The 13,066-nt window shown below is 70.6% G+C and carries 8 protein-coding genes; 4 read left to right on the top strand and 4 right to left on the bottom strand.

Annotated features, from left to right (window positions below):
• Window positions 1–2: 2 nt before the first annotated feature.
• The 4 genes from ABCS02_RS10970 to ABCS02_RS10955 form a co-directional block, all read right to left on the bottom strand.
• Entirely contained in the window at window positions 3–500 is a 498-nt protein-coding gene (locus ABCS02_RS10970; RefSeq protein WP_345835669.1) for a hypothetical protein, read from the bottom strand.
• A 186-nt stretch (window positions 501–686) separates the two neighbouring features.
• Window positions 687–1,175 (bottom strand): SprT-like domain-containing protein, encoded by a 489-nt coding sequence (locus ABCS02_RS10965; RefSeq protein ID WP_345835668.1) that lies wholly within the window; start codon window positions 1,173–1,175, stop codon window positions 687–689.
• A gap of 35 nt (window positions 1,176–1,210) precedes the next feature.
• On the bottom strand, window positions 1,211–1,726 hold the full coding sequence (locus ABCS02_RS10960; protein WP_345835667.1) for a hypothetical protein: 516 nt from the start codon (window positions 1,724–1,726) through the stop codon (window positions 1,211–1,213).
• 85 nt (window positions 1,727–1,811) lie between these two features.
• Window positions 1,812–2,675, bottom strand: a complete 864-nt coding sequence (locus tag ABCS02_RS10955) for a fused MFS/spermidine synthase (RefSeq protein WP_345835666.1) — start codon at window positions 2,673–2,675, stop codon at window positions 1,812–1,814.
• A 146-nt stretch (window positions 2,676–2,821) separates the two neighbouring features.
• Between ABCS02_RS10955 and ABCS02_RS10950 the strand changes: the two genes are divergently transcribed.
• From ABCS02_RS10950 to rpoC, 4 genes are all read left to right on the top strand, one after another.
• Window positions 2,822–3,577, top strand: a complete 756-nt coding sequence (locus ABCS02_RS10950; RefSeq protein WP_345835665.1) for a 5-oxoprolinase subunit PxpA — start codon at window positions 2,822–2,824, stop codon at window positions 3,575–3,577.
• Window positions 3,574–5,202 (top strand): urea amidolyase family protein, encoded by a 1,629-nt coding sequence (locus ABCS02_RS10945; RefSeq protein WP_345835664.1) that lies wholly within the window; start codon window positions 3,574–3,576, stop codon window positions 5,200–5,202. The genes ABCS02_RS10950 and ABCS02_RS10945 overlap by 4 nt, the downstream gene beginning before the upstream one ends.
• A 213-nt stretch (window positions 5,203–5,415) precedes the next feature.
• Window positions 5,416–8,913, top strand: coding sequence for a DNA-directed RNA polymerase subunit beta (locus tag ABCS02_RS10940; RefSeq protein ID WP_345835663.1), 3,498 nt, complete (start codon window positions 5,416–5,418; stop codon window positions 8,911–8,913).
• A gap of 43 nt (window positions 8,914–8,956) precedes the next feature.
• Complete coding sequence (gene rpoC, locus ABCS02_RS10935; protein ID WP_345835662.1) at window positions 8,957–12,832, top strand: DNA-directed RNA polymerase subunit beta'; 3,876 nt, start codon at window positions 8,957–8,959, stop codon at window positions 12,830–12,832.
• The last annotated feature ends 234 nt before the right edge of the window (window positions 12,833–13,066 follow it).

Genomic DNA, 13,066 nt, shown 5'->3' with positions numbered 1-13,066 from the left:
GCTCAGGCGGTCGGCGGCTCGGGATCGTGCGCCCAGCTCGGGGCGAGGGAGCGGATGCGGCTCGCGCGCCACTGCCACGTTGCCCACAGCACGGGCCACAGGGCCGGGGCCGCGCGGCCGCCGATCACGAGGCGCTCCCGCCACAGGGTGCGTGACCCGTCCTCGGCCGGGGCGACGGCGATCTGGTGATCCCAGACGTCGAGTGCGGCGAGCGGACCGGAGAGGGGGATGCCGCTGTCTCGGAGGATCCGGACATCGCCCTCGCGGGAGGCGACGACGCGATCACTGACGTGGATCAGCTGTCGCCCGAGCGGCACCACCCCGCCGAGCGCGAGGTCGACCGCCGCCTCACCGCCGGCCTCCCATGACGACGGCATGACCGCAAGCGGCTGCAGCTGGAGCAGCGGACCGTACAGTTCCGCGAGGGCCGTAGGTGAGTGCAGCGCCCGCCACGCGGCATCCGCGTCGCAATCCACGATGAGCTTCAGCAGGACCCGCATGCCCCGAGTCTCCCACCCCGGCCCCGCATCCCGCCCCCGCACCACCTGCGCCGTCCGTCCCATTCCGGTGACGGAGGGAGGAGATGTGACGACGGGAGGATCATCCGCCCCGGTTTGCTCCTCCCTTGCTCCCATCTCCTCCCTCCGTTACGCGCCGCGTCTCGCCCCGGCGGCCCGCGGGCGAGGTCAGCGGGGGAGGAGAGCTGCGGCGCGGGCGGCGGGCGTGATCTCCCGCCGGGTCCACGTCAGGAGGTAGCGCTCGTCGAACTGCGGTGCGCACTTCGCGCACGAGGTCGGACGGCTCGTGCGGCGGTGGCGGTACGCGACGTGACCCGCGGAGCAGACCCCGACCCACGGGGCGAGCTCGGTCGCGGTCTCGCCGTCGTGCGTCGTGCCGCCGACGTAGCCGAGCTCGCGCGCGGTGCGCTTCCAGACGCGGCCGTGCCCCGCCGTGGGGCCCGCCAGCGCGTGCGCGACCTCGTGCAGCAGCGTCTGGTGATTCGTGTCGTCGTCGTACCGCGACGCGAGGTAGCGCGACACGGTGATGCGCTTGCGCGTGTAGTCGCACAGACCGGCGCGGCGCTTGGCGTTGTCGAACCCGAAGCTCCACGAGTCGTCGAGATGGAGCGCGATGAGGGCCTCGGCCCACCGGCGCACGCGACTCAGATCCGACATAGCGGCAGAATACGATGCGCCTCGGACACGCGGGGTCAGATCGCGATCGCCGATTGCGCCAGCCGTCGGTCGGCCGCGTCGATCGCGAGCAACATGGTCTCGAGCTCGGCCGAGTCCTTCCGGAGGAACAGTGCCCGCTTGAAGTCCGCGCGGGCGCCGTCGTAGTCGCCCGCGTCGAAGCGGGTCTTGCCGCGGTGCTGGTACGCGAACGCGCCGATCGGAGCCCAGCCGTGCCCTTCGGCCTCCTCGGCGCAGGCCGTGAGCTCCTGCTCGGCCGCGGCATACGCGCCGCGGAACTGGAGGACGGTGGCGTGCAGGATCCGCGCCCGCAGGAGATCCTTGCGCGTGCCGGCCATCCGCGCGGTCCGCACCGTGTGCGCGGCGACGTCCCCGGCCTCGTCGAGTTCGCCGAGGACCTTCAACAGCCAGACTCGCTCGAGCAGGGCCGGCAAGGACCGCTGCCCACCGATCTCCTCGAGGCGCTCGGCGCACTCCCGCGCATCGACGATCTCGCGGAGGGTCGCCGGGTCGTATCCCTTGATGTAGGTCACACGACTCCCCTCGGCACGGGACTATCCTTCCGGCCCTTCCGGCCGCCGCGTCGGAGACTCGCCGCGGCCGAGTCGGTGCGGGTGCTCAGCGGTCGAACAGGGTGGGGATCGGGCGGGGCGAGGGGGTCGCGTCCGCGTCGGTCGCGGGCCGCACACCCCGGACGAACTCGTCGAGCTCGTGCCCGTACGCGACCTTCGCGGGGTGGGGTCCGGCCGCCATGAGCCGGGGCAGCCAGCCAACCGGCAGCGGGGCATCGGATGCTGCGATCACGAGGTTCCCGAACCGCCGGCCCTTCAGCGTCTGCACTTCGGCGAGCACGACCACGTGCTCGAGCACCGCCCGCACGGTCGCCACTTCGCGGCGCGCGAACGCCAGGCCGGATCCGTCCGCCACATTCGCCATCAGCACGCCGCCGGGCGCGAGGAGTCGCGCCGCCTCCGTGAAGAACTCGACCGTCGTGAGGTGGGCGGGTGTCTGGGCGCCCGCGTACACGTCGCTCACGACGAGCTCCGCGGCGCCGGTCAGGGCCGCGGGCAGTCGCCGGATCCCCTCCCGCGCGTCGCCGATCCGGATGCGGATGCTGGCGCCGGGCGGCAGCGGCAGCTGCTCCCGCACGAGGTCGGCGAGCGCGGGCTCCAGCTCCAGGACCTGCTGCCGCGACCCGGGCCGCGTGGCCTCGACGTACCGCGGGATCGTGAGCCCGCCGGCGCCCAGATGCACCGCCGTGATCGGCTGCCCCGGGGCCGCGAGGAGGTCGATGACCGCCCCCATCCGCGCGACGTACTCGAAGTGCAAGTGCGTGGGATCGTCGAGGTCGACGTGGGACTGCGGCGTCCCTTCGACCTCCAGCTCGTAGCCGCTCGTGAAGCGGGACGGCACGACCCGGGCGATGGATCCATCGGACAGTCGCGTCTCCGGAGCCTCTTCGCGCGCCCGCCGCCGTCCCATCCCCTCACGCTAGCCCCCGTCCGACCTCGGTCTCCGGCGTGCCCGCCGCACAACTCCTGCGAACCTTGCGCGGCGGGCCCCGAGCCGGGCGTTCGCGACCGTCTGCGGACCGGATTGCAGGAGTTGTGCGCGGGTACCGTGGGGGCATGCGGGCGATCGACCTGAATGCGGACCTCGGCGAGACCGTCGACGGGGTCCCGACGGCCGACGACGAGGCGATGTTCGCGCTCATCTCCAGCGCCAGCGTCGCTTGCGGCGGGCACGCCGGGGATGCCGCCTCCATGGCGGCGTCCGTCGAGCGCGCCGCGCGGTTCGGCGTCGCGATCGGCGCGCATCCCTCGTATCCGGATCGTGCGGGCTTCGGCCGCTCCGCGCTCCGGATCGAGCCCGCGGCGCTGAGCGCGTCGATCGCGGAGCAGCTCGCGGCCCTCGTCGGGGTCGGCGCCGAGGTCCGCTACGTGAAGCCCCACGGTGCGCTCTACCACGCGGCGGGCCGCGACCCGCTGGTCGCGCGGGCCGTGGTCCGGCCGGTGGCCGCGCTCGCGGAGCGCCTCGGCCGCCCGCTCCCGATCCTCGCGCTCGGCGACGCGCTGCGGGATGCCGCGCGCGAGGCCGGCCTGCCGTTCATCCGCGAGGCGTTCCTCGATCGCGGCTATCGCGCCGACGGCGCGCTCGTCCCGCGCGGTGAGCCCGGCGACCTCCTCCGCGATCCGGACGCCGTTGCGGCGCAGGCCCTGAGCCTGGCCCGCGACAGCCGCGTCACCGCTGTCGACGGCACGGTGGTGGAGACGGATGCCGCGTCGCTGTGCCTCCACGGCGACAGCCCGGGCGCGGTCGCCCTCGGCCGCGCCGTGCGGCGCGCGCTCGACGACGCCGGTGTGCCGGTGCGCGCGTCGTGGTGACCGAGCCCGCATCCCTGCGGATCCTCCCGATGGGGGACCGCGCCCTCCTCGCGGAGGTCGCCGACCTCGACGCGGTCCTTCTGCTCCGTGACGCGCTCGCCGCCTCACGGCCCGACGGCGTCGTCGACCTCGTGCCGGCCGCGCGCACGGTCCTCGTCCGTGTCGATCCGACGGTCCTTTCGTTGGCGGCCGCCGAGGCCTGGATCGCGCGCGCCGCCGGAGCCTCGGCATCCGCGGTGCCCACCGAGGCCGCGCGCGTCGAGCTCGACGTCGTGTACGACGGTCCGGACCTCGCCGCCACCGCGGACCTGCTCGGCCTCAGCTCCGAGGCGTTGGCGGCCCGCCACGCGGCGGCCGTGTGGCGCGTCGCCTTCACGGGCTTCGCGCCGGGCTTCGGCTACCTCGTGAGCCTGGACTGGCCGTTCGACCTCCCGCGCCTCACCGCCCCGCGCACGCGTGTCCCGGCCGGATCCATCGGCGTCGCGGGCGGGTTCTCCGGCGCGTACCCCCGCGAGTCGCCCGGCGGCTGGCGCCTCCTCGGGCGCACGGACGCGGTCCTGTTCGATCCCGCCGCCCCCGCCCCGGTCCTCCTCCCGCCCGGCACCGAGGTGCGCTTCCGCCCGGTCCCGGCTCTCCGCCCAGCCCCCGTCCTCACCCACCCGGATCAGGTGATCTCGCGTATTCAGGACGAATCAGCCGCATTCGGTCCTGATTCGGCGAAATCACCTGATCTCGGCGGCGCGGGGCGCGGCCGCGGGCGGGCGATCGAGGTCGGGCAGCCGGGGCTCCTCGCGACCGTGCAGGACCTCGGCCGCCCCGGACGGGCCGCGCTCGGGATCGCCGGATCCGGCGCGCTCGATCGCGGCGCCCTCCGCACCGCGAACCGGCTCGTCGGCAACCCCGAGTCCGCGGCCGGGATCGAGATCACGCTCGGCGGGCTGACCGCCACCGCCCGCGGCGACCTCTGGGTCGCGGTCTGCGGCGCGTGGGGATCGATGCGGATCGACGGTCGCGCGGTCGGCGCGTACGAGGCGCATCCCTGGCCGGACGGCACCCGGCTCGAGGTCGACGGGTTCGCGAGGGGGACGCGCGGCTACCTCGCGGTCCGCGGCGGCATCGCGGTGCCCGAGGTCGCCGGGGCTCGCTCCAGCGACCTCCTCGCCGGGCTCGGCCCCGCCCCGCTGCGCGCGGGCGATGTCCTGCCGGTCGGCGTCGCGGCCGGCCCGGTGCCCGCGCTCGAGATCGCGCCCTGGGGGATGCCGCACGACGACGCGCTCGTCGTGGAGCTCGCTCCCGGCCCGCGCGCGGACTGGTTCGCGGCATCCGCCCGGCGTGCCCTGTTCGAGGAGCTCTGGCGCGTCACGGCGGAGGCGGACCGGATCGGGATGCGGCTGTCCGGCCCGCCGCTCGACCGGGTCCGGGCGGGCGAGCTGCCGAGCGAGGGGATGGTGCCCGGTGCGATCCAGGTGCCGCCGTCGGGCATGCCCACGATCCTGCTCGCCGACGGTCCGGTGACCGGCGGATACCCCGTGATCGCGGTCGTCGCGGATGCCTCGCTCGACGCGCTCGCGCAGGCCCGCCCGGGCGCCGGCATCCGCTTTCGTGGCTTATACCGCAGGATCTGAAAGTCGTCAAGAATTCCGCTGGACACGGCGAGCCTTCTGGCGTAGAGTCGATCTCTGCGCTCTTGGATTCCCCTATGCCCTCATATGGTGGTCGGCTGAGCCTCTTCGTCCCCGAGATTCACGGTGTGCGACGCGAGGCTTCCGGGATGACTGAGCACTCCACCTGACGACAGAGGATCACGAGCCCGCTCCCGGGCCCATGGAGGTTATCCCTTGGCTGCTGCGCCCCACGCATCCAACCCCACCACCACCCCCAAGAACGGCCGCGGAGCATCCCGCCTCTCGTTCGCCAAGATCTCCGACACCCTGACGGTCCCCGACCTTCTGGCGCTGCAGACCGAGTCCTTCGACTGGCTGGTCGGCAACGAGGCCTGGAAGGCGCGCGTCGAGGCGGCCAAGGCCGCGGGTCGCACGGATGTCCCGGAGGCGAGCGGCCTGGAGGAGATCTTCGAGGAGATCTCCCCGATCGAGGACCTCTCCGAGACGATGCAGCTGTCGTTCACGAACCCCTACCTCGAGCCGGAGAAGTACTCGATCGAGGAGTGCAAGGAGCGCGGCAAGACGTACGCCGCCCCGCTGTACGTCGAGGCCGAGTTCATGAACCACCAGACCGGTGAGATCAAGACGCAGACGGTCTTCATGGGCGACTTCCCGCTCCAGACCGGCAAGGGCACGTTCATCATCAACGGCACCGAGCGTGTCGTCGTCTCGCAGCTCGTGCGTTCCCCGGGCGTCTACTTCGACAAGACCCCCGACAAGACGAGCGACAAGGACATCGTCTCGGCGCGCATCATCCCGAGCCGCGGCGCGTGGCTCGAGTTCGAGATCGACAAGCGCGACCAGGTCGGCGTCCGCGTCGACCGCAAGCGCAAGCAGTCCGTCACCGTCTTCCTGAAGGCGCTCGGCCTCACGAGCGAGCAGATCCTCGAGGAGTTCGCGGGCTTCGTCTCGATCGAGGACACGCTCTCGAAGGACACGATCCTCACCAAGGAGGACGCGCTCCGCGACATCTACCGCAAGCTCCGTCCGGGCGAGCAGGTCGCCGCCGAGGCGGCGCGTGCGCTCCTCGACAACTTCTACTTCAACCCGAAGCGCTACGACCTCGCGAAGGTCGGCCGCTACAAGCTGAACCAGAAGCTGGGCCTCGACGAGCCGCTGACGGCCTCGGTCCTCACGGTCGAGGACATCGTCGCGACGATCAAGTACCTCGTCCGCCTGCACCGCGGCGACTCGGTCTTCGACGGCCTCCGCGGCGGCAAATCCGCCGAGATCCGTCTGGACGTCGACGACATCGACAACTTCGGTAACCGCCGCATCCGCGCGGTCGGCGAGCTCATCCAGAACCAGGTCCGCACGGGCCTGTCCCGCATGGAGCGCGTCGTGCGCGAGCGGATGACGACGCAGGACATCGAGGCGATCACGCCGCAGACGCTCATCAACGTGCGTCCGGTCGTCGCCGCGATCAAGGAGTTCTTCGGAACCTCGCAGCTGTCGCAGTTCATGGACCAGAACAACCCGCTCGCGGGCCTGACGCACAAGCGCCGCCTGTCGGCGCTCGGCCCCGGCGGCCTGTCGCGTGAGCGCGCGGGCGTCGAGGTCCGCGACGTCCACCCGTCGCACTACGGCCGCATGTGCCCCATCGAGACTCCGGAAGGCCCGAACATCGGCCTCATCGGCTCGCTCGCGTCGTTCGCGCGCATCAACGCGTTCGGCTTCATCGAGACGCCGTACCGCAAGGTCGTCGATGGCCGCGTGACCGACCAGATCGACTACCTCACCGCCAGCGAGGAGGAGGACTTCGTCGTCGCGCAGGCCAACGCCCCGCTGAAGGCCGACGGCAGCTTCGCCGAGTCCCGCGTCCTCGCCCGCCAGAAGGAGGGGGAGGTCGACCTCGTCCCGGCCGACGAGGTCGGCTACATGGACGTCTCGCCGCGCCAGATGGTGTCGGTCGGCACGTCGCTCATCCCGTTCCTCGAGCACGACGACGCGAACCGCGCCCTCATGGGTGCGAACATGCAGCGCCAGGCCGTTCCGCTCGTGCGGAGCGACTCGCCGTTCGTCGGCACGGGCATGGAGGGCTACGCCGCGATCGACGCCGGTGACGTGCTCACCGCGCGGCGCGCGGGCGTCGTCGTCGAGGTCTCGGCCGACGTCGTCTCCATCCAGACCGACGAGGGCGGGACGGACGAGTACTTCCTGCGCAAGTTCGACCGCTCCAACCAGGGCACGTCGTACAACCAGCGCGTCATCGTCTCGGCCGGGGAGCGGATCGAGGCCGGCGAGGTCATCGCCGACGGTCCCGCGACCCAGAACGGCGAGCTCGCGCTCGGCAAGAACCTCCTCGTCGCGTTCATGACGTGGGAGGGCCACAACTTCGAGGACGCGATCATCCTCAGCCAGGACCTCGTGAAGGAGGACACCCTCTCGTCGATCCACATCGAGGAGTACGAGGTGGATGCCCGCGACACGAAGCTCGGCAAGGAGGAGATCACGCGCGACCTGCCGAACGTGAGCCCCGACCTGCTGAAGGACCTCGACGAGCGCGGCATCGTCCGCATCGGCGCCGAGGTGCGTCCCGGCGACATCCTCGTCGGCAAGGTCACGCCGAAGGGCGAGACCGAGCTGTCGGCCGAGGAGCGTCTGCTCCGCGCGATCTTCAACGAGAAGAGCCGCGAGGTGCGCGACACCTCGCTGAAGGTCCCGCACGGTGAGCAGGGCACGATCATCGCGGTCAAGGAGTTCAACGCGGAGGACGGCGACGACGAGCTCGGCTCGGGCGTCAACCGTCGCGTGGTGGTGTACATCGCCCAGAAGCGCAAGATCACCGAGGGCGACAAGCTCGCCGGCCGTCACGGCAACAAGGGCGTCATCGCGAAGATCCTCCCCGTGGAGGACATGCCCTTCCTCGCCGACGGCACGCCGGTCGACGTCATCCTCAACCCGCTCGGTATCCCGGGTCGCATGAACTTCGGCCAGGTGCTGGAGCTCCACCTCGGGTGGATCGCCAAGCAGGGCTGGAAGGTCGAGGGCACCCCGGAGTGGGCCGCGCGTCTGCCCGAGGCGGCACTCGAGGCCGCGCCCGGCACGAAGGTCGCGACGCCCGTGTTCGACGGCGCCGCGGAGTCGGAGCTGGCGGGTCTGCTGGACTCGACGATCCCGCTGGACGACGGCACGCGCCTCATCGACTCGACGGGCAAGACGCAGCTGTTCGACGGCCGCTCCGGCGAGCCGTTCCCCGCGCCGATCTCGGTGGGCTACATGTACATCCTGAAGCTCCACCACCTCGTCGACGACAAGATCCACGCCCGGTCGACCGGTCCGTACTCGATGATCACGCAGCAGCCGCTGGGTGGGAAGGCGCAGTTCGGCGGCCAGCGCTTCGGCGAGATGGAGGTGTGGGCCCTCGAGGCCTACGGCGCCGCCTACGCGCTGCAGGAGCTCCTCACGATCAAGTCCGACGACATCCTCGGCCGCGTCAAGGTCTACGAGGCGATCGTCAAGGGCGAGAACATCCAGGAGCCCGGCATCCCGGAGTCGTTCAAGGTCCTCATGAAGGAGATGCAGTCGCTCTGCCTGAACGTCGAGGTCCTCTCGGCCGACGGCACGGCGGTCAACCTGCGCGACACGGATGACGACGCCTTCCGCGCGGCGGAAGAGCTCGGCATCAACATCTCCACCCGGTTCGAGTCCTCGTCCATCGACGAGATCTGACCCTCACCGGCCCTTACGAAGAATTTCCGACACAGGAGAATCAGTGCTCGACGCAACCACATTCGATGAGATTCGCATCGGCCTCGCGACCGCCGACGACATCCGCCGCTGGTCCTACGGCGAGGTGAAGAAGCCGGAGACGATCAACTACCGCACGCTCAAGCCGGAGAAGGACGGCCTGTTCGGTGAGCAGATCTTCGGCCCCTCCCGCGACTGGGAGTGCGCCTGCGGCAAGTACAAGCGCGTCCGCTTCAAGGGCATCGTGTGCGAGCGCTGCGGCGTGGAGGTCACCAAGTCCTCCGTCCGCCGCGAGCGCATGGGCCACATCGAGCTCGCCGCGCCCGTCACCCACATCTGGTACTTCAAGGGCGTACCCTCGCGCCTCGGGTACCTGCTCGACATGGCCCCGAAGGACCTCGAGAAGGTCATCTACTTCGCCGCCTACATGGTCATCTCGGTCGACGAGGAGGCGCGTCACCGCGACCTCCCGACGCACGAGAACAACCTGCGCCTCGAGCTGAAGACGATCGCGGACCGCCGCGACGCGCGCGTGGCCGCTCGCCTCCAGAAGCTGGAGGAGGAGCTCGCCGCGCTCGAGGAGGAGGGCGCCAAGGCCGACCAGAAGAAGAAGGTCAAGGACGCCGCCGAGAAGGAGATGGCTCAGGCCCGCAAGAGCGCGGACGAGCAGATCGCGAAGCTCGAGCGTGTGTGGGAGGACTTCCGCACGCTCGAGGTCGGCGCCCTCAAGCCCGAGGACGACGTGTTCCACGAGCTGCAGGACCGCTTCGGCCAGTACTTCGACGCCCACATGGGCGCCGAGTCGATCAAGCGCCGACTCGAGGCCTTCGACCTCGCGGCCGAGGCCGAGAACCTGCATCTGCAGATCGCCGAGGGCAAGGGGCAGCGCAAGATCCGCGCGATCAAGCGCCTCCGCGTCGTCAACTCGTTCCTGACGACGGGCATGAGCCCGGCGTCGATGGTGCTCGACGTCGTCCCGGTCATCCCGCCGGAGCTGCGCCCCATGGTCCAGCTGGACGGTGGCCGCTTCGCGACCTCCGACCTCAACGACCTCTACCGTCGCGTGATCAACCGCAACAACCGCCTTCGTCGCCTGATCGACCTCGGTGCGCCCGAGATCATCGTCAACAACGAGAAGCGGATGCTGCAGGAGGCCGTCGACGCGCTGTTCGACAACGGCCGCCGCGGCCGTCCGGTGACGGGCACGGGTAACCGCGCCCTGAAGTCGCTGTCCGACATGCTCAAGGGCAAGCAGGGCCGGTTCCGCCAGAACCTGCTCGGCAAGCGCGTGGACTACTCGGGCCGTTCGGTCATCATCGTCGGTCCGCAGCTCAAGCTCCACCAGTGCGGTCTGCCCAAGCAGATGGCGCTCGAGCTGTTCAAGCCGTTCGTGATCAAGCGCCTCATCGACCTCGGTCACTCGCAGAACATCAAGGCCGCCAAGCGCGCCGTCGAGCGCACGCGCCCCGAGGTGTGGGACGTGCTCGAGGAGATCATCCGCGAGCGCCCCGTGCTCCTGAACCGCGCGCCCACGCTCCACCGCCTCGGCATCCAGGCGTTCGAGCCGCAGCTCGTCGAGGGCAAGGCCATCCAGCTCCACCCCCTCGTGTGCGCCGCGTTCAACGCGGACTTCGACGGTGACCAGATGGCGGTGCACCTGCCGCTGTCGGTCGAGGCGCAGGCCGAGGCCCGCATCCTGATGCTCGCGTCGAACAACATCCTGAAGCCGTCGGACGGCCGCCCGGTGACCCTGCCCTCGCAGGACATGATCATCGGCCTCCACCACCTGACGACGCTCAAGGAGGGCGCGCTCGGTGAGGGCCGCGTGTTCGGCTCCGTCGGCGAGGCGATCCTCGCGAAGGACGAGGGCACGCTCGACCTGCAGGCGAAGGTGCGGATCCGCGTCCCGGGTCTCGCGTTCCTGGAGGGCGAAGCCCCCGAGGGCTACGAGCGTCACGGGCTCGTGGACGCCTCGCTCGGACAGGCGATCTTCAACGACACGCTGCCGAAGGGCTACCCGTTCGTGCGCGAGCAGGCCGACAAGGGCAAGCTCTCGCAGATCGTGAACAAGCTCGCCGAGGAGTACCCGAAGGTGGAGGTCGCCGCCTCCCTCGACCGGATCAAGGACGCGGGCTTCTACTGGGCCACGCGTTCGGGCGTCACGGTCGCCCTGAGCGACATCCTGACCCCGCCGAACAAGGCGGAGATCGTCGCGGGTTACGAGAAGCAGGCCGCGAAGGTCCAGTCGCAGTACGAGAAGGGCCTCACGACCGACGCCGAGCGTCGTCAGGAGCTCATCAAGATCTGGACCGAGGCGACCGACGAGGTCCAGAAGGCGATGCGCGCCCACTTCCCGGCCGACAACACGATCAACCGGATGGTGTCGTCGGGTGCCCGTGGTAACTGGCTGCAGATCCGCAACATCGCGGGCATGCGCGGTCTCGTGAACAACCCGAAGGGCGAGATCATCCCGCGCCCGATCATCTCCTCGTACCGCGAGGGGCTGTCGGTCGCGGAGTACTTCATCGCGACGCACGGTGCCCGTAAGGGTCTCGCCGACACCGCCCTTCGTACGGCCGACTCGGGCTACCTGACGCGTCGTCTCGTCGACGTCTCGCAGGATGTCATCATCCGCGAGGAGGACTGCGGCACGACCAAGGGCCTCGAGCTGCCGATCGCGGCGGCCGGCGTCGATGGCACGCTCATCAAGGATGCGAACGTCGAGAACTCGGTGTTCGCGCGGACGCTCGCGTCCGACGTGGTCGCGGAGGACGGCACGGTGCTCGCGGAGGCGGGCGAGGATGTCGGCGACGTGCTCATCAACCGGCTCGTCGAGGGCGGTGTCACCTCCATCAAGGTGCGCTCCGTGCTCACCTGCGACTCGGCGGTCGGCGTCTGCGCGAAGTGCTACGGCCGTTCGCTCGCGACCGGCAAGATCGTCGACATCGGCGAGGCGGTCGGCATCATCGCGGCCCAGTCGATCGGTGAGCCCGGCACGCAGCTGACGATGCGCACGTTCCACACCGGTGGATCGGCCTCGGCCGAGGACATCACGCAGGGTCTTCCCCGCGTGCAGGAGCTCTTCGAGGCCCGTACCCCGAAGGGTGCGTCGCCGATCGCGGAGTCGGACGGCCGCATCACGATCGAGGAGACGGAGAAGTCGCGGAAGGTCATCCTGACCCCCGACAACGGCGACGAGCCGCACGTCTACCCGGTCCTGAAGCGCGCGACGCTCCTCGTCGAGGACGGTCACCACGTCGAGGTCGGCCAGCCCCTCCAGGTCGGCACGCTCGACCCGAAGGAGATCATGCGCGTGCAGGGCGCCCGTGAGGTGCAGAAGTACCTCGTCGGCGGCGTGCAGGGTGTGTACCGCTCGCAGGGTGTGCCGATCCACGACAAGCACATCGAGGTCATCGTGCGCCAGATGCTGCGGAAGGTCACGGTCGTCGACCACGGCGACACGGGTCTCCTCCCGGGTGAGCTCGTCGACTCGCGTCGCTTCATCGACCTCAACCGCCAGGCGGTCGGCGAGGGCAAGCGCCCGGCGTCGGGTCGTCCCGAGCTGATGGGTATCACGAAGGCGTCGCTCGCGACCGAGTCGTGGCTGTCGGCCGCGTCGTTCCAGGAGACGACGCGCGTCCTGACGCAGGCCGCGATGGAGGGCAAGAGCGACCCGCTCATGGGCCTGAAGGAGAACGTGATCATCGGAAAGCTGATCCCCGCCGGAACCGGGCTTGCGAAGTACCGCAACGTCACGGTCGAGGCGACCGAGGAGGCCAAGAGCGAGCGGTACCCCAACCGCATCTTCGCCTCCGACGGGGTCTACAGCGACGCCGACCTGAGCTACGTCGACTTCGACAGCTTCTCGACGGACGACTTCACCCCGGGCACGTACAACTGACACGCTCCCTCTGACGAAAGGCCCCGGCTCCGCCGGGGCCTTTCGCGTCCCACCCCCGTCCGGGCGTGTCCCCCCTCCACCCCCGACCCCGGGGCCTGTCCCCACCTCCGCGAGAACGCGCGTATGTCACAGACACGCCGTGCTTTCGTGACACACGCGCGTTCTCGCGAGGGGGTGGGCGGACGCTCACGGGCGGAGCGGGCGCGCCGCCCGCGTCGCGCGGGGCGGACGTCG

Source organism: Microbacterium sp. X-17, from assembly GCF_039615055.1.
The sequence above is the reverse complement of the archived record's forward strand: the minus strand, read 5'-3'. Positions and strand labels throughout refer to the sequence as shown.